This is a genomic window from Pedobacter sp. PF22-3, assembly GCF_026239555.1.
GTDB lineage: Bacteria > Bacteroidota > Bacteroidia > Sphingobacteriales > Sphingobacteriaceae > Pedobacter.
The window spans coordinates 242,116-260,556 of record NZ_JAPIVP010000007.1; the positions used below are offsets into that span (position 1 = coordinate 242,116).

At 38.4% G+C, this 18,441-nt stretch carries 17 protein-coding genes; 10 read left to right on the top strand and 7 right to left on the bottom strand.

Features of this window, described 5'->3' with window-relative positions:
• Positions 1–121: 121 nt before the first annotated feature.
• From uvrC to OQX63_RS11590, 3 genes are all read left to right on the top strand, one after another.
• Positions 122–1,924 (top strand): excinuclease ABC subunit UvrC, encoded by a 1,803-nt coding sequence (uvrC, locus tag OQX63_RS11580; RefSeq protein ID WP_265851026.1) that lies wholly within the window; start codon positions 122–124, stop codon positions 1,922–1,924.
• 130 nt (positions 1,925–2,054) lie between these two features.
• Positions 2,055–2,453, top strand: coding sequence for a nuclease A inhibitor family protein (locus OQX63_RS11585; protein WP_265851027.1), 399 nt, complete (start codon positions 2,055–2,057; stop codon positions 2,451–2,453).
• Between the two features lie 35 nt (positions 2,454–2,488).
• Entirely contained in the window at positions 2,489–3,862 is a 1,374-nt protein-coding gene (locus OQX63_RS11590) for a DNA/RNA non-specific endonuclease (RefSeq protein ID WP_265851028.1), read from the top strand.
• A 323-nt stretch (positions 3,863–4,185) separates the two neighbouring features.
• Here the strand turns inward: OQX63_RS11590 and gldN are convergent, their stop codons facing one another.
• From gldN to OQX63_RS11620, 6 genes are all read right to left on the bottom strand, one after another.
• Complete coding sequence (gldN, locus tag OQX63_RS11595; RefSeq protein WP_265851029.1) at positions 4,186–5,097, bottom strand: gliding motility protein GldN; 912 nt, start codon at positions 5,095–5,097, stop codon at positions 4,186–4,188.
• A 6-nt stretch (positions 5,098–5,103) separates the two neighbouring features.
• Complete coding sequence (gene gldM, locus OQX63_RS11600; protein WP_265851030.1) at positions 5,104–6,636, bottom strand: gliding motility protein GldM; 1,533 nt, start codon at positions 6,634–6,636, stop codon at positions 5,104–5,106.
• 41 nt (positions 6,637–6,677) lie between these two features.
• Positions 6,678–7,487, bottom strand: coding sequence for a gliding motility protein GldL (gldL, locus tag OQX63_RS11605; protein ID WP_265851031.1), 810 nt, complete (start codon positions 7,485–7,487; stop codon positions 6,678–6,680).
• Between the two features lie 38 nt (positions 7,488–7,525).
• Entirely contained in the window at positions 7,526–8,851 is a 1,326-nt protein-coding gene (locus tag OQX63_RS11610) for an SUMF1/EgtB/PvdO family nonheme iron enzyme (RefSeq protein ID WP_265851032.1), read from the bottom strand.
• Positions 8,852–9,076: 225 nt separating this feature from the next.
• Entirely contained in the window at positions 9,077–9,847 is a 771-nt protein-coding gene (locus OQX63_RS11615; protein WP_029274186.1) for a uroporphyrinogen-III synthase, read from the bottom strand.
• Positions 9,848–9,861: 14 nt separating this feature from the next.
• Positions 9,862–10,839, bottom strand: a complete 978-nt coding sequence (locus tag OQX63_RS11620; RefSeq protein WP_265851033.1) for a DUF4271 domain-containing protein — start codon at positions 10,837–10,839, stop codon at positions 9,862–9,864.
• 267 nt (positions 10,840–11,106) lie between these two features.
• Between OQX63_RS11620 and hemW the strand changes: the two genes are divergently transcribed.
• The 6 genes from hemW to OQX63_RS11650 all read left to right on the top strand — a co-directional run bounded on the left by hemW (position 11,107) and on the right by OQX63_RS11650 (position 16,783).
• Entirely contained in the window at positions 11,107–12,240 is a 1,134-nt protein-coding gene (gene hemW, locus OQX63_RS11625; protein ID WP_265851034.1) for a radical SAM family heme chaperone HemW, read from the top strand.
• Positions 12,241–12,319: 79 nt separating this feature from the next.
• A complete protein-coding gene (locus OQX63_RS11630; RefSeq protein WP_265851035.1) occupies positions 12,320–13,102 on the top strand; it encodes an SDR family oxidoreductase in 783 nt (260 codons plus the stop codon).
• Positions 13,103–13,417: 315 nt separating this feature from the next.
• A complete protein-coding gene (locus OQX63_RS11635; RefSeq protein WP_090498554.1) occupies positions 13,418–13,969 on the top strand; it encodes a fasciclin domain-containing protein in 552 nt (183 codons plus the stop codon).
• A gap of 298 nt (positions 13,970–14,267) precedes the next feature.
• Complete coding sequence (locus OQX63_RS11640; RefSeq protein WP_265851036.1) at positions 14,268–15,053, top strand: DUF3050 domain-containing protein; 786 nt, start codon at positions 14,268–14,270, stop codon at positions 15,051–15,053.
• 129 nt (positions 15,054–15,182) lie between these two features.
• Positions 15,183–16,061 carry a cupin-like domain-containing protein gene (locus OQX63_RS11645; RefSeq protein WP_265851037.1) on the top strand — a complete coding sequence of 293 codons (879 nt, stop codon included), beginning with the start codon at positions 15,183–15,185 and terminating at the stop codon, positions 16,059–16,061.
• A gap of 107 nt (positions 16,062–16,168) precedes the next feature.
• Positions 16,169–16,783, top strand: a complete 615-nt coding sequence (locus tag OQX63_RS11650; RefSeq protein WP_265851038.1) for a sugar O-acetyltransferase — start codon at positions 16,169–16,171, stop codon at positions 16,781–16,783.
• Between the two features lie 137 nt (positions 16,784–16,920).
• Here OQX63_RS11650 and OQX63_RS11655 read toward each other — a convergent pair whose 3' ends face one another.
• Complete coding sequence (locus OQX63_RS11655) at positions 16,921–17,346, bottom strand: YybH family protein (RefSeq protein ID WP_265851039.1); 426 nt, start codon at positions 17,344–17,346, stop codon at positions 16,921–16,923.
• A gap of 93 nt (positions 17,347–17,439) precedes the next feature.
• On the opposite strand from OQX63_RS11655, the gene OQX63_RS11660 reads away from it, so the two are divergent.
• Entirely contained in the window at positions 17,440–18,321 is an 882-nt protein-coding gene (locus OQX63_RS11660) for a carbohydrate kinase family protein (protein WP_265851040.1), read from the top strand.
• Positions 18,322–18,441: the final 120 nt, after the last annotated feature.

The window sequence follows — 18,441 nt, forward strand, 5'->3', positions numbered from 1 at the left end:
GCAAAAGATTGTAACGAATAGCCTGACCCTTGGCGCAGCTTAGGGGCACGCCAAAATCACACATGTACTAAATCGGATTATTTAATCAAAATTTCCGCTTCCGAATCCTATTTTTGTAATCATGAGCAGTTTCGACCATAAAACAGCATTAACCGCAATTCCACATAAACCAGGCGTATACCAGTATTGGGATGCCGATGGAAAGCTCATGTACATTGGTAAAGCGAAAGACCTGCGCAACCGTGTAGGTTCGTATTTTAACAGCGATAGAAACCAGTTTAATGGCAAAACGAGGGTATTGGTATCCAAGATCAGGAAAATCACTTTCACCATTGTTGATACGGAGATTGATGCCTGGTTACTGGAGAACAGCCTGATCAAAAAGCATCAGCCTAAATTTAATATCAACTTAAAGGACGATAAAACCTACCCATGGATTATCGTAAAAAATGAAAATTTCCCGCGCATTTACTGGACACGTAAAGTTATAAAGGATGGCTCAACCTATTTCGGCCCCTATGGCTCCATAGGCATGATGCATACCATTCTGGATCTGATTAAAGAAACCTATCCTTTACGCACCTGTAGTTTACCCCTGACGGAGAAAAATATAGATGAAGGCAAATTTAAAGTCTGCCTCGAATATCAGATTGGCAACTGTAAAGGACCTTGCCAAAACTACCAGACTGAAACCGATTATGATAAAAATATTGGCGAGATCAAGGAAATTCTGAATGGTAAAATCGGAAACGTCATCCGCGATGTTAAAGGGGTTATTAAGTCGGCATCAGAAAACCTGAACTTCGAACTCGCGCATCAATACGCCAGGAGATTAGAGGTACTGGAAAAATACCAGAGCAAATCGACAGTGGTAAACAGTGCCATTACCAATGTGGATGTGGTGAGCATTGCATCAGACGAACGTTATGCCTTTGTGAACTACCTGAAGGTAATGAACGGCACAATTATCCAAACGCAGACCATTGAGGTTAAAAAACAATTGGATGAAAGTGATGATGAGATTTTAACTCTGGCGATGCTAGAGTTCAGAACTAAATTTAACAGTACCTCGAAAGAAATTATTGTTCCTTTTGAACCCTCATTGGAAGATGAAAGTTTAAAGTTTACGGTTCCTAAACTGGGCGAAAAGAAGAAACTTTTAGAACTCTCGCAAAAGAATGTACTCTTCTTTAAAAAGGAGAAGCTTAACCAATATGAAAAGCTGAATCCTGATTTACGTACCGATCGGATTTTAACCACCATGCAAAAAGATCTGCGTTTAACGCAGCTTCCAAAGCACATCGAATGTTTTGATAATTCTAACTTTCAGGGAAAATATCCGGTTTCGGCAATTGTGGTATTTAAAGATGCCAAACCTTCGAAAAAAGACTACCGTCATTTTAATGTGAAAACGGTTGAAGGTCCCAATGATTTTGCAACCATGGAAGAAGCTGTTTTCCGTCGTTACAGAAGAATGTTGGATGAAAACCAGACTTTGCCCCAGCTCATCATTATCGATGGTGGTAAAGGGCAGCTTTCATCAGCGATGAAGAGTTTAAAGCTATTAGGGATAGAGAATAAGGTAACCGTAATTGGTATAGCCAAGCGATTGGAAGAATTGTTCTATCCAGGCGATTCCTTTCCACTATACTTAGATAAGAAATCAGAAACCTTAAAGGTGATCCAACAATTACGTGATGAGGCCCACCGTTTCGGTATTACTTTTCACCGCAAAAAACGCGACCAGGGCACACTTAAAACCGAGCTTGAACAGATTGAAGGTATTGGCAAAACAACTGCAGATAAATTGTTAACGCATTTTAAATCGGTTAAAAAGATCAAAGAAGCTACAGAAAAAGAGCTTTCAGCAGTACTCAATAAAAAACAGGTAGTTACCTTGCTTTCACATTTTAAAGAAGCGTAAATCTGTTATGAACAGAATTACAGATACATCTGTAAAAATGTTAACACTTTGTTAATCTATATTGCATAATATTCAAATCCTTTTTCTCTATTTTAGGGCCGTTAATACTCGTAAAAACATCCCTATTTACATGAATAACAACATCGTGGCAACCATAACCAAACTTTTGTTGGGTGTATGGTATTTTACCGAATCTGAAAGCCCTTTTAAAGCAGCAGATTGGGGGAAAATTACATCTTCAGAACTTTTGAAAGAAATTGCCATCAAATATAATGCTGATCCTTCCAATTTAAAACAAATTGATCAGGCCGACTTTTTTGATAGTCTAATATCAAATGTTGATCAAGCCGATGCGCCAATGGTCGAAAATGCAGGCAAAATAGCCGATTTCTACACCTTTTTAAAGCAAAACCTATCCAATATCACAGTAGTCAGAGTAGAAGGCGCTAGCCGGATTCCTGTACTTATTGCTGGCTATTTAACAGATGGCACTTGTATCGTGATCGAAACTTTTGCTATCGAAACCTAAAAATTCCTTACATCCATTAAAATAATCCTAAAACAATGAAAGCATTAAAAAAATTAAGCTTAATGGCCGTTTTATGTCTTGGCCTGGCTGCCTGTAAAAAAGACAACCCCACTCAGCCAGACAACATGCCATTTGAGCAAAAGTTAAATAGTAAAGCATCTACGGCCGGTACCCAAGCAGTAGTTGCGGGTTTCCCCGAAACATTCGAATCGGGTACCAAAGGCAGTTACACAGTTGGGGCTGTAACTTTAAGCAGCGGAAGCTGGAGTCTTGACGATGCGTTGATTGGAAATCTAACTGGAGATGCTAAAAATGGCAGTCAATCCGTACGTATCCGTAACACAGGCACATTGAGCATGAATTTCAATGTAAACGGAGCCGATGTAATAACCGTTGCCCACGCCAAATATGGTAGCGATGCTAATAGTACGTGGCAACTGTGGTACTCTACTGATAGCGGTTCGAGCTGGCAACAAACCGGTAGCACCATTACCACCAGCTCAACAACTTTAACAACTGCAACATTTAATGTATCCATTTCTGGAAATGTTCGCTTCCAGATCCGTAAAATCACAGGAGGTACTGCGCGTATCAATATCGACGATTTTAGTATTTCAACTGGTGACGGTGGAACCACTCCTCCACCAACCACATCTGGAGATGATAGTAACCTATTACTGGGTAATCCAAGTAATGCGGTTGCAAGCACATCTTCTCCTGAAAATTACCTGATGGACCACACTTATTATACAAGTTCTTACAGTAGAAGCAGGGCTACACCAAACTGGGTAAGCTGGCATATTGGATCGTCTGATTTAGGTTCAAATTCACGTCAAAATGATTTCAGAGCTGATAATACTTTACCTTCAGGCTGGTACCAGGTATCGAACAGCAGCTATTCCGGTTCAGGTTTCGATCGTGGTCATAACTGCCCATCAGCTGATCGGACTGCTTCTGTAACGTCAAACTCCTCCACATTCTTAATGAGCAATATGATGCCTCAGGCACCTAACAACAACCAGGGTCCTTGGGCCGATCTTGAAAACTACACACGCTCATTGGTTACAGCAGGTAACGAAGTTTATATCGTTTGTGGTTCTTATGGTTCTGGTGGTACAGGAAGCAACGGTGGCACTACATATACCATTGATAACGGACGTGTTAACGTACCCTCAAATACATGGAAAGTTATTGTGGTATTGCCAAACGGAAATAACGATTTAAGCAGGATTACATCTTCTACAAGAGTAATTGCAGTAAACATGCCAAATACAAATGGCTTAAATACCAACTGGAGAACATTCCGTACAACGGTTAATTCAATTGAATCTGCCACAGGATATGATCTTCTATCTAATGTATCTACAACCATTCAAAATGTATTAGAGGCTGCTACTGATAACCAATAATAGGCTATTCAGTTAAATTAAAGCGGTAATCCATAGGTTTGGATTACCGCTTTTTTGCATTATGCTAATATTTCATTCTGAACGCAGTGAAGAATCTTTTAATAAATTTGCTAAAAGAACCTTCGTTACACCCAGGATGACAATTTCTAAAAAGAATCGTCATCTCGACTGAAACGCAGTGGAATGGAGAGATCTATCTCGAGATAGATTTAGCTTCGCTGAGCACTTCGTGGTTCTCGACTTCGCTCGAAATGACTGTGAGGAGAAAAGAATTCTCCGCAAACAAAAAAGGCTCCGATTTTCATCGGAACCTTTTTATGAGGTTAGTATTCCCAAAGACCTTGCTCGTAATCAAGAACGGATTTTTTAATCCTTTCTGATTCGTATAACCGCTCTTTAGGGTTTGAAATAATATCTCTGATCTTATTATCACCAGGATTCGATTCTTTAACAATATAACTGCTAAACAAGCGGCGAATAAAGAAATCATCGAAGCTTAATGATGAAGCATCATTATTGGTATTGATCAAACGTTTCTTAGTCAAAATTTCCCTCGCTTCAGGATAGTACACCCAAAATACAGGCTGCCATTGTTTAGAAACCTCATTGTACTTTAACGGCGCAATGCCTACAATACGTGGTTCAAAAATAGAACGTTTGGTATCGAAAATCCAATCCTCTTTTATTCTGAACTTTAAGAACAATTCCGGGTTAAAATCATTAACAACCGTAGTAACGGTTCCGGTTTTATTGTTCGAAACCTCTGCTGTTCCTAAAGCTGATTTAGCTGCAGAATCTGCAGACATTGGATTAAGGAAAGCATCATCTTCGTTTAAGGCACTATCAATTGGCGAGTATGCTGTTAGTTCGTCTTTTTTAATTGCGCCGATCAATACATCGATCAATCTCGATTTAGGAGATCTCAAAGGTGAGTTTACGGTATCCCTTAAATCAATTTCTCTCCAGATCCGTTTTGCATAAAAAACATCTTCCTCCCTCACATCAGCCAAAGGAACCATTTCAGTACTGTCAATGTCCTTACGGGCATAGAAACCATCTTTAGGCGGTACCTTTAGTTTCTTTTTAGCTGTTTTAACAGGAGCTTTAACCGTATCTACCGCAGCAGCAGCAGCTACTGGTGCAGCTTTCTTCGGTGCTAACCTAGTTGGCTTTTTTTGTGCAAAAGCAAACGCGGTTAACAAAACTAAAATAGCAATACTTAAAATCCTTTTCATCTTCTTTTATTTTACACTGAACGCTAATGAAGGCAAAATTCTTTGACGACCATCTGGACCTACAGAAACAATATCTTCAAAAAACACCCTTGTTCCGGGAGTAACTGAATTCATCGCACCTTTAACTGCACCAGCGAAACTTCCACCACTACCAGCAATGGTAACCGCATCAGATCGTGGTTTAATAATGGTTAATTTATACCGTTGTATTTTAAACTTAACATCAAAAGGAAAATCATCCAGATCAGCTTCTATCTCGCTTTCGCTCTTTAACTGTACCGAAGCGATATCACCTCCTGCGCGTCCGCCAACCTTAGCAACTGGCGCCGGAATGGCTTTCACCCTGAATTTTTGTGAGCCTAAGCTAACTGTTTTACCCGCATTGTTTGCTGAAACATTGATAGATACTTCCTGGCCCACCATGCTGCCCGGAACATTTACATTATAATTCCCATTACTACCAGACATTGAACCGCCTGAAATGGAAGCACGTACGCTTTCTAATGGAAAGCCTGCTGCCGAAACGGTAAACGGATTGGCAATACCAGCATAAATTACATTCAGTTTCGTTGAAGAAACAGATGCCGATGGTTTTGCTACCTGATAGGTTTGTGGTTGAGTTTTGTATTCTTTTACCTGTCCATCAGTTTGGCGAACACGTACCGTACCCACCCAGGTAAACTGACCAACACTACCGGTACCACCAGTATAAGTTCCTTTACCATCTTTAACAGCTAATTTATTTCCGTTAACCGTAATATCAGGAGTTGATCTCGAATCGCTGGCTGTTAAAAACACTTCAGCGGTATAAGGCTGACCTTGGATCACATAAGAAGTAGGTGCTACGGCAACTGCTGCAAACTGATCTAAATTAACCTGTGCTTTATCCATATTTCCGAACAGTTTCTTCACTACTTCTGCCTCAGCATTTTTAGTATCTGTTTGTAGTTTCGTTAAAATGGTCATAGCAGCCGTTAGTGGTGTTCCCTCACCAAAGTAAGTTTCTTGCCAATTCCCTTTTCTTTTTCTTGCCGGATCTTTAGCTTCAAGAGAGAAAGAAACATTCGCCCGATCTGCAGGATCTAATAAAGAGATTAATTTCTCTCTGGTTGCATTAATTCTCTTCTTTAACTCATCTGCTTTCTTTTGATTAATCATGATATTCTGAGCAATATCCTGATTAGATCTATTTACCAGATCTTCCGTTTCAGGGTCGATCCCGTCACCTGCCTGAGTAAATTCTTTTTTAAGACTTTCTATGTAATTATTTAAATCATCAGCCGCCTTTTGCGCTTGTTTAGCCTTATCATAAATAGGCTGAGCACGTGCCGGCTCTTCTTTCAACTTCGAATTTTCGAAGGCAGAAAACAACTGATTAATGCTTGTATTTACATTGTTTTTAGAAGTATCCAAACTATCGTTGATATTTTTGAATGCATCTAAAATAGTATCTGATACGTTTAAGGCGAGCATGGCCAACAATACCAAATACATGATATTGATCATCCGCTGCCTTGTTGTTTCTTTTCCGCCTGCCATGTTTGATGTAGCTTTTCTTTAAAAATTAAAAACTAAACAAATTATACACGTGGGCTATTCATAGCCGATAACATATTGCCATAAATTGCATTTAGCGATGATAGGTTTTTAGCCAGTTTGTTCACCTCTTCTTTAAACTGTTTCGAATCTTCCATCGATTCATTAAAGTTTTGCATGGTTAATGATAGGTTTGAATAGAATTTATTCATCGATTTTAGATGCGCACTAGAATCCTGTAATTCCAATTCATAAACCGCATTTAAAGCCGATAAGTTCTTAGCTAAATTATTAACCTGTTCGTGGTATGCCTGAGAATCTACATTGCTTTCGCCCATTGCTTTTAAATTAGCCGTTGCTTTTTCAAAAGATGCGCTCAGATTATCGAAACCAGCTGATGCGGTTTTAATCTTACCTGTTAATTCATTTGTTGCAGTAGATGCATCCGCAACATTCGAAATTGCAGCCACCTTATCACCAAACGTACGTAAACCAGTACCTAAACTCTCGATCAACTCTGGACCAATTTTAGCATCAGATAACATTTTATCCAAAGCCGCTGTATTAGATGATGAAGCTACTGCAGCAACAGGTCTGGCTGAAGCTGTTGGTAAATCTCCTTTAAAATCTGCCTTTAATTCAGGATAAACCCTTTCCCATGCTGGTTCTGGTTCTGGTGGAAAAAATCCCGTTAAAAAGAATAAAAATGCCTCTACGCCAAGACCAATACCGATCATATAGTTACCTAAAATCCCACCAATATGTAGAATTTTAAATAATGCTCCGATAATTACAATACTTGCGCCCCATGAAATCGCTACGTGTAACCAGCCTGGTTGTTTCTTTGCTGCCATAAATTTGATGTTTTTCTTTAGTTTTTAGTTTGTTTGGTTTAACGTCTTAAATCGGTACCAGGGTATGATGAAACACACCTGAAACCAATATATGACCTTTGAGTATCCTGATATTCATATGTTGCTACGGCATTTTGCAGGAAGTAGCCTGTATCTTTCCAGGAACCTCCCTTAACTACTTTACGTTTTTTGTATTTACTGTCGCCTGCGCCAGCATCATAAGTAAAGTTAGGGTTCAGATCATGCAATAACGGGCTAGCACCTTTATTGTAAGCGGTGATGGTCCATTCTGATACGTTTCCGGACATATTATACAAGCCGTAATCGTTGGGGAAATAAGACCTGACACCTACTGTGTAAATACCGCCATCGCTCGAATAATCACCACGACCGGGTTTAAAGTTAGCCTGTAAACATCCTTTTGTATTCCTAATGTAAGGCCCTCCCCAAGGATATTTCGTTTTGGTATTGCCGCCTCTTGCCGCATATTCAAATTCTGTTTCAGCCGGTAATCTATAGTCTGATCTTGACCCCGCAGGCAGTTTTCTTGCTGTTGCAACACCATCATACAGCCTGGTTCTCCAGTGAGAAAAAGCCTTAGCCTGCTCCCAGCTTACTCCAACTACCGGATAATCATCATATGAAGGGTGATTATAATAACCACGCACCATTGGATCGTTCTGTGAATAAGAATAATCTGTTTTCCAAACCATTGTATCAGGATAAATAGCAATGGTGAAGCGATCAATATAATCTTGGCGTTTGCTATTTGGATCTTTATGCCCAATGGCAGCCTTCTCCATATTTAATTCAGCATATGAATATTCGAATTTACGAACATCTAATTCTTTCTTGCCTGGAAGTGCATCTAAACCGGAGTAATACATCCCATCTAATTGGCTCGCTTGAGCTGCCGATGCCCCCTTACCTTTGTTACGCCAAATGTTGACGCCATTTTTACCAACCTTTTTCCAGTCGATATATTTTTCTCCACCAAGAGCAGCTGCGGCATTTCCTTTTGGGGTAACCATAAATTGTTGTGGGTTGCCCATCATCACAATCGCAATTGAATCGCGCACCCAATTGGTAAACTGACGGTATTCTGCATTAGAAATTTCTGTTTGATCCATGAAGAATGCACTGATAGTGGTCATTCTACTTGGCCCATTCTGAGAAAATGTAATGTCTTCATCCGATCCTCCCAGTGGTGTATGACCTGGCGGAATGTAAACCATTCCTAGTGGGATTCTATCGTTTTTAAATTTTCGGTTATAAGCGCCAACCAGCTCGCCTTGGCCACCATGACCACAGCTTGCCAGCATTAGAGTTACACCTACAATAGCTAGAAGGTAGATTTTCTTCATATTTTCAAATTTGTGCACAGCACGATTAGGGGCAATTTTATCAAAAATCACTGAAATTATCTACAAAAGCAAATATTTTACATTAAATCATTGCCTAAAGGCAATTAAAGTTAGATTAATAACATCTCAACTCACTAAAAAGTTTTTCAAGAATATGCGTAACCCCCTTAATTACAGTAAAGTTACGCATTTATTGTATTGCCTTATAATAAATTATTTGCGGTGTTATTTATTAGATATTTTGATATAATTTTCAATGGCCATCGTCATTGATGGGACGCCTGGAGTTGGCGCAGCAATATCTACGATCAGATCCATATCCGTACAGGCTTTGCTGGTATTGGTTCCAAAAGCAGCAATCCGGGTATTATTCTGCTTAAAATCAGGGAAATTTTTGAATAACGATTGAATACTTGACGGGCTAAAAAATGCGATAACGTCGTAGAATACTTCAGCTAAATCAGATAAATCACTTACTACAGTTCTAAATAAAACCGCTGGTGTAAAATTATATCCGCTTTTCTCCAAAAACTTCATGGTATCTTCAGTAGCCATATCAGAACAAGGATATAAAAATTTCTCGTTTGCGTGTTTCTTTAACACTTCAGCTAAATCGGCTGCAGTTTGTTTACCAAAAAAGATCTTACGCTTCCGATACTGAATATACTTCTGCAGATACAACGCAATGGTTTCTGATAGACAGAAATATTTTAATTCTGCCGGCACCTCATAACGCATTTCTTCGCAGATTCTAAAAAAATGATCTGCTGCATTTCGGCTGGTAAAAATCACAGCCGTAAAATCGGCCAGGTTAATCTTATCCTTTCTAAAGTCTCTTGCTGGTACCCCTTCCACATGAATAAAAGACCTAAAATCAACTTTTAAGTTGTGTTTTTTGGCCAAATCGTAGTAAGGAGATTTTTCTGTTTCAGGTTTTGGTAAAGTAACCAAAATACTTTTTACTTTACGGATTCTAGAGTCGTTCTTTTCTTGCATTTTTCCTTTTCCTGCTACAGTCCTATCGTCTTAATTAGTATGAGGATGGGACATATTTCGAGGGCGCAAAAGTACAAAAATAAATGCATTTTAGAAAACTTATTGTTAGAAAGTATCGTTACGCCTGCCCTCAAAAGCTGAAAAGTAAAAATGACGCCTAACAACAAGAACGCCAATACAATATAAACTGAACCATATTTAAGTGGAGAGAGGGCAAAAGCAACCACTAAAGGAATAAACAGTAATGATGCATTGAAGTAACTGAGGTACAAAATTGAAATATATTCGCCTATTGGTTTCTGCACATTGAAGAGGTAACCTAAAAAGCGCAAAATGATTAATTTTAATGCATAAAAAACAATAATGGTAATGGATATGCTAAAGAAAAACTTAAACCCGTCTTTAGCTTGGTACATATCATTCCACTGCGCTACCAGAAAAAAGAACATCCCAAAAACGAAACCAAACTGCACAAAAAGCAATAAAAATGGCCATGAACTAAACAGGTTATCTTCTTTGTTGATATTATTCAAAATCCTGTTACTGAAAAATGCCTGAACGATTGCCGATAGCTGCTTGGAAAAAGCATTTTTTAAAATGGCAAAAATGATAAGCATACCAAAAATAAAGCCCAGTAAACCTACATTTCCCTTAGGGATTTTGGTACCCAGCTGGTAGGGATTTGCTTTTTTCTTTAAATGATGGTATTTCTTGTGCCATGCCCACAAATCCAGCTTCGGAGAAAGATACTCTTTTTCAATAGTATCTAAAAGGGCACTTTTGTTAATTAAACTATCAGGCAATACCCAGGTATGATGAATTAAGGAATCTGTAGTATAACGCTGTTTGGCCAACGTTGCCGAATCGGGGCGATATCTTCGATATTGATATTGATTCTGGGCCAAGCTATCTTTTTGAACAGGAATTTCTTGTGCTGCTACAAAATTAGCAGACCATAAAAAAGCGAACAAAATGAAAATAAATTTCGGCATGCTGTAAATCAAAACTTAAGGTTGCAAAAGTAGTCTAATAATCAAGGTTTACCTAAAGAAAATATATGGATTTATGAATACTCAGATTTGTCATGACCTTGCGAACGAAAGAAGTTTACTGTAATCACCTTTGTCTGCCAGTTTTAATGAATTAAGATATCTTCTACCTTGTTAAAAACAAAAGTAAAGCTTTTTTTTACTTTAGTATGGGGTCACAGATCATAAATCATGAAATAAAGAAAATTTAACTTCACTATCTTTGCAGCAATGTCTGGTATCTATATCCATATTCCCTTCTGTAAAAAGGCTTGCCACTATTGCGATTTTCATTTCAGTACTTCCTTAAAATATGCTGATGAAATGGTGGAAGCGATTTGTAAGGAAATAAAAATGAAACAAGACCGGATTAGCGGACAAGTTGGGAGTATTTATTTTGGCGGGGGTACACCTTCCATCCTTTCAGAATCTGCTTTGCAAAAGATTTTTGATACCATTACTAAAACTTTTGCGGTAAATGCCAGTGCAGAGATTACCATTGAAACCAATCCTGATGATTTAACTGCACAGAAATTAAAAGAGCTGAAACAATTACCGGTTAACCGTTTTAGCGTGGGCATTCAATCTTTTTATGACGAAGACTTAACCTGGATGAACAGGGCGCACCATGCTCGGGAGGCTGAAGATTGTATTAGGCGGAGTCAGGATGCAGGTTTTGAAAACTTAACCCTGGATTTAATTTACGGATACCCTTTACTTACGGACGAAAAATGGTTAAACAATATCCAAAAAGCAATTGAGCTTGAGGTTCCGCATATTTCTGCCTATGCTTTAACTGTTGAGCCTAGAACGGCTTTGGCCCATGCCATAAAAAATAAAAAACAAACACCCGTAAACGATAACCAAAGTGCTGCGCAGTTTGTAATTTTAATGGAAAACCTGGTAAATGCCGGATTTGAACATTACGAAATTTCGAATTTTGCTAAACCAGGTCATTATGCCATACATAACACCAATTATTGGAAAGGTGTAGATTATATTGGCATTGGTCCATCTGCCCACGGGTTTAGTGGCCAAAACCGGTACATGAACCCCGCGAATAATGCTTTATACATGGAGACTTTAGGCCATAACAAACTCCCCGAAGTAGTTGAAGAACTAAGTTTAAATGATAGATTTAACGAATACATCATGACTTCGCTCAGAACCATGTGGGGAACTGATTTACAAAAAATAAATACAGATTTCGGAAAATATTTTTTAGAAGAGACCAAACATAACCTTAAAAATTTTGAGGATAAAGACTGGCTGGTGATTGACGGTGATCATATTTGTTTAAGCCAGAATGGGAAATTATTTGCCGATCATATTGCTTCTGAACTGTTTGTAGTAGAAAACGAATGAGTAAATGGAGAAGGATTGAATTAGCGAATTAACAACATTCACTCAGTCAAAATTTAATCACTCAATAATTAAAAAATATATGTCAAAAATTGTTTGGATCACAGGCGCATCATCAGGTATTGGCGAAGCCCTGGTATATGAATATTTCAAAGCGGGTAACAAACTGATTATTTCCGGAAGAAACCGCGATGAATTGTTCCGCGTTAAAGGAAACTGCCAGAATTCCTTTAATGTCCACGTTTTACCATTCGATTTAAGTGAAACGGCTTTACTCGAAAATAAAGCTGCCGATGCCATCCGTATTTTTGGCAAGATAGATTTATTGATCAATAGCGGAGGTGTAAGCCAGCGGAGCCTGGCCTTAGAAACCAACCTGAAAACCGAACAACAAATTATGGACACCAATTTTTGGGGTACAGTTGTACTTAGTAAAGCGGTTTTACCAGCAATGATCAACAATGGCAGTGGCCAGATCGTTGTGATCAGCAGTCTGGTTGGGAAATTCGGCACGAAATTCCGCTCTACCTATGCGGCATCAAAACATGCATTGCATGGTTATTTCGATTCCCTCCGATCGGAAGTCTACAACAAAAATATCGATATCACGATAATCTGCCCAGGCTTTATCAAAACAAGTGTAACCTACAATGCGCTTACAGGAGATGGGAACCCACTGAATATAATGGGCGATGCACACGAAAACGCCATGACACCTGCCGAGTGTGCTAAACAAATTTTTCAAGCGGTTAGCAGCAAAAAAGAAGAGGTTTATATTGGCGGAAAAGAAACCAGAGCAGTATTATTGAAGCGTTTTTTTCCAAAGATTTTTTCTAAAAAGGTGAGGACAGCAAAGGTGAATTAGCGTGGAGCGTTTTGCGGTTGGCGTTTACCAGCGATTTTCAAAAGCACTATGGATTGGTCAAATCGCCGGTCAAGTTAAGAACACACCTTTGTTAAATAAACCCGATTGAAGCGGTTTCGATTCTTCATCGAAAGTAGCTAAAAGCGGGGGCTGCTCTTCCCAAAGAACTACAACAGCACCTTTTCAAAACTAAAAAATATAAAATTAAAACACTAATAATCAGCAAATTAAATAATATTTTTTTATTTCTAAAAACCAAGCATCTGTAAGCCGTCGTAAATGGAATCAAATAACAGAAACTTAAAATTAGAAATAATGAAAAATTTAATCTTATCAGCATTTGCTGTAATTACCATGGCATTCACCACACAAGTTTATGCTCAGAAAAACCCAATGGTTGGCGGTGCAGCCATGTATGCAACCAAAGATATTGTAGATAACGCTGTAAATTCAAAAGACCATACTACATTGGTAGCAGCAGTTAAAGCTGCAGGTTTGGTAGAAACTTTAAAAGGCGCTGGTCCGTTTACCGTTTTTGCACCAACAAATGCAGCTTTCGATAAACTTCCTGCTGGAACAGTAAATAACCTGGTTAAACCAGAAAACAAAGCAACACTGACTAAAATTCTAACTTACCATGTTGTTGCAGGAAAAATGGATAGCAAAGCAATCGCAAAAGCCATTAAAGCTGGCGGTGGCAAGGCAGAATTAACAACTGTAGAAGGTGGTAAACTTTGGGCTTGGATGGAAGGCAAAAAATTAGTACTAAAAGATGAAAAAGGTGGAATGAGTACGGTAACAATTGCAGACGTTTACCAAAAAAATGGTGTGATTCACGTAGTAGATACCGTTTTAATGCCTAAATAATAATTAAAATATATCCTTAATATTAGCAAAACGTTCTGGCGAAAGTCAGGACGTTTTTGCTTTTATACCAATACCGAAGATTAGGCCTTAGCATCTTTTTAAGTTAGAAAATTATCGACTAAATTTTTATCCATTAATTACCTGGGATAAAAGGTTGTATAACTTAATTTTACGGCGTAAATTTGCAGACTTTTTGAGAGTTGTTATTAATTTAAATAACTACGGCAAAAAGAATAGAAGCGAACAATTAATTGGGTGATAAGATTTATCCTCAGCACTCCAAATACCAAACTTTAGTATGCATCCCAATATTATAAAAATCCAAAAAGAGATAGCGCCGCTTAGGCAAGAGATTATTAACCATAAGGTTTATTCGGTCATTAATGAGCTGGAAGATCTCCGCATTTTTATGGAGCACCATATTTTCGCGGTTTGGGATTTTATGTCTCTGCTTAAAGCCTTACAGATTAATTTAACCTGCACCAGTTTACCCTGGTTCCCGGTAGGCGATCCCGTTACCCGGCAATTGATCAATGAAATTGTTGCCGGCGAAGAATCGGATGTGGATGCTGATGGAGAAATAAAAAGCCATTTTGAACTCTATTTAGATGCGATGGAACAATGTAGCGCAAATACAAAGCCCATCCAGATCTTTTTAGCGGAACTAAAAAATGGGAAAAGCTTTAATGAAGCTTTCGAAATTGCCAAGGCACCAGCAACTGCCAGAAATTTTGTTAATGCTACTTTCGAAACCATTAACAGTGGAAAAACTCATTTACAGGCAGCAAGTTTCACTTTTGGCCGGGAGGATTTAATTCCAAACATGTTTTTTAGCATGGTGAATGATCTGAACAGTACCCAGCCTGATCAGGTTTCGATTTTTAAATATTACCTGGAGCGCCACATAGAAGTAGATGGCGATCACCATAGCCATTTAGCACTGTCTATGACAGAGAAGCTTTGTGAAAAAGATGAAGCCTTTTGGATGGAAGCAGAAGAGACTGCAAAATGGGCGCTGCAAAAAAGGATAGACCTTTGGGATGCGGCCTATGCAGAAATCGTTAAAAATAAAGTTGAGGCTTAATTATTAAATTGTTAAGTATTTACTAATTTTAGATTACGTGATTTTAGTCACATTTACCTGCTAACATCAATTTTATAAAATAAAATTTACACATTTGTTGTTCGGCACAAATAACCGATTTTTAAGCGCATGAGTTTCATTTTAAAACCTGTTGATATCGTTGAGAGCATCACTCCCGAAGATTTTAAGAAAAATTATCTGAAAACTAAACGTCCGTTAGTAATCAGGGGCCTAACTAAAGACTGGCCTGCCAGAGAGAAATGGACGACTGAATATTTAAAAGAAATTGGTGGCGAGCTAGAAGTTCCGCTTTACGATAACTCTAAGGCAGATCCATCGAAGCCGATTAATGCGGCTACAGCACACATGAAATTTGGCGATTACCTTGACCTGATTAAACGTGAGCCAACCGAGCTGCGTATATTCTTTTTTAACCTATTTAAAAAAGTACCAAGTTTAATCAATGATGTAAAAATCCCAAAAGATTTAATGGGTGGTTTTATCGAAAGTATGCCTGCAATGTTCTTTGGCGGTTCTAACTCGGTAACCTTTTTACATTACGATATCGATTTACCACATATTTTCCACACACACTTTGGCGGCAGAAAACACATCATCTTATTCGATTATAAGTGGAAAGACAGGTTGTATTGCCTGCCAAATGCAACTTATGCTTTGGAAGATTACGATGTGGCCAACCCCGATTTCAAAAAATTCCCTGCACTGAATGGTGTAGAAGGTTATGAAGTTTTCTTAGAGCATGGCGATACTTTATTTATGCCAACCGGAATGTGGCACTGGATGAAATATCTGGATGGCTCATTCTCTTTAAGTTTAAGAGCCTGGGATCAATCGATTACACGTAAAGTAGCGAGCGTTTGGAGCTTATTTACCCATGGCGCCATTGATAGTTTGATTAAAATGACTTTCAAGGAAAAATACGCCCATTGGAGAGAGAAAAAAGCGGTTAAAATCGCCGAGAAGGCGCTAGCCAAAGGCAAACCATAAAAAATTGAAAAAAAGTTAAAAAGACAACGGGGCATCGGTAAACGATAGCCCCGTTTTTTGTTATTATTGCGAATTATATTTAGTGCACATTAAAAACCAGATCACCGATGGATACCAATATACTTACCGAAAAACAAAAAATGCTGGCAGGCAAAGCTTACCTGGCTGGTGATGCAGTACTGGCAAAAGAAAGATTAAAAGCCCGCGAAATGGTTTACGAGTTTAATCATCTGGCTCCGAAATTTATTAAACAGCGCAAGGATTTATTGAAACGACTTTTTGGCAAAACAGAAAAGATGTTTTATGTGGAACCGCCATTCAGATGCGATTATGGTTATAACATTGAAATCGGTGATAATTTTTACGCCAATTTTAATCTCGTTATTTTAGATTGTGCCAAAGTAAGCATTGGTAACAATGTTTTTATTGCACCAAATGTAGCCATTTATACCGCAGGGCATCCAATTCATGCTCATTTACGTGATCAGGAATATGAATGGGCACAAGAAATTACCATTGGCAATAGTGTATGGATCGGGGGAAATGTAGTGATTAATCCGGGTGTTAAAATAGGATCTAACGTGGTAATCGGATCAGGAAGTATTGTAACCAGAGATATTCCGGATAACGTTTTTGCCGCAGGAAACCCATGCAGGGTAATCCGCCAGTTAACAGATGCAGATAAAGATTATTATTACAAAGATTTTAAGTTGGGAGAGTAAATCAATCGTCGTCCCCGTTTGTAACGGGGACGTATGAGAAAGGCGATTTTATCGCTTTTAATTATTTTACAGCATTAAAAATGCTGTTCTCGCGAGTCCTCGTTAAAAACGAGGACTATTTATCATCTCATTCATTCTTAGCTGCTATGATCTACAACCACTTTCCATTCGCCCTTAATTTTTTTAATCAATAAGGTGAAATAACCTTTAAGTTCATCTTTCTCACGTTTAACATTCCAACTACCCAATACAAAAGCCAGATCAGGTTTTAAAAAATCGACCTTTTTTATGCCAAACACCAAAAAGCCCATGGCAGATTTATCAGGATAACCTTTTTTATAATTATCTAATGTTTTTTGCCAGCCATAAGTTGGGCCGCTTTTACCCACAAATAGTAAACTATCCGATTTTTCATAACCCTGCATAAAAGCTTCAACATCACCTTTGTTCCAATCGGTACGCTGTTTTTCAAGTAAATTAAGTATGGCTTGTTTATCTTTTGCATTTTGAGCAAAAGCACTAAAGGAAGCTAAAAATAATGCGATTACAAGTATTCTTTTCATGGTTATCTGAGTTAAGGTAAAAATTAAAGATATGAAACAAATTATTTTGTTCCATGCTTAAAAATTCTTTATTTACATCTCTATAAATCTGCTATGCAAAATAAAGTAATTACAATTGGCGAAATACTCTGGGATGTTTTTCCGGAAGGCAAAAAAGCTGGCGGCTCGAGCATGAATGTTGCCCTTAATTTACACAAACAAGGCATAGAAAGCCGCTTTATAAGTGCTATAGGTAATGATAAAAACGGCAAAGAGCTGGTTAATTTCCTAACCGGCAATCATTTTGGAACTGATTTGATCCAAATTAATGCCGAGTTACCAACCAGTACGGTTGTGGTACAGCTAGATGAAAATCATCAGGCTACCTATACCATCAAACAGCCCGTAGCATGGGATGATATCAAAATTACAGCCGAGAACATAACGGCCGTAAAACAGGCCGATGCCCTGGTATATTGTAGCTTAACCTGCAGAGAAGAAAAATCTAAAAAAACCATTATGGCACTTTTAGAAAATGCCAAGACCAAAATATTCGACATTAACCTCCGAGCTCCCTTTTATTCAAAAGAATTAATCGGAGAGCTTTTAGCAAAGGCAGATATCCTGAAAATAAACGAAGATGAAATTGTCTGGGTAAAAGAATCGTTCGGTTTAACAGGCAATACTGATGAACAGTTGTTGAAACAGCTTTCAAGTCAGTTTAATATCGAAATTATCTGCCTTACACTTGGCGATAAGGGTGCTTGCGTATTAAAGGAAGGCAAGTTGTTTAAACACGCAGGGTATAAAGTCCAGGTAGCCGATACAGTTGGTGCCGGTGATGCCTTTTTAGCTACATTTATTGCCTGCTACCTGCAAGGTTATCCCATGGAAACCACTTTAGACAATGCCTGTAAGGTGGGTGCTTTTGTAGCCTCGCAACCTGGGGCAAATCCTGAGTACAATAAAAAGATTTACCACATCGCGCTGGGATAAGCTTGTTTAATACCTTACAGGTTTTTGAAACCTATAAGATCTGTTAGATTTATTTTTTAAACGGTGGGTTTTGCGTTAGGGATTGTAAGGGTTTAGTGCCGGTTCTTTCACCGGTACCGA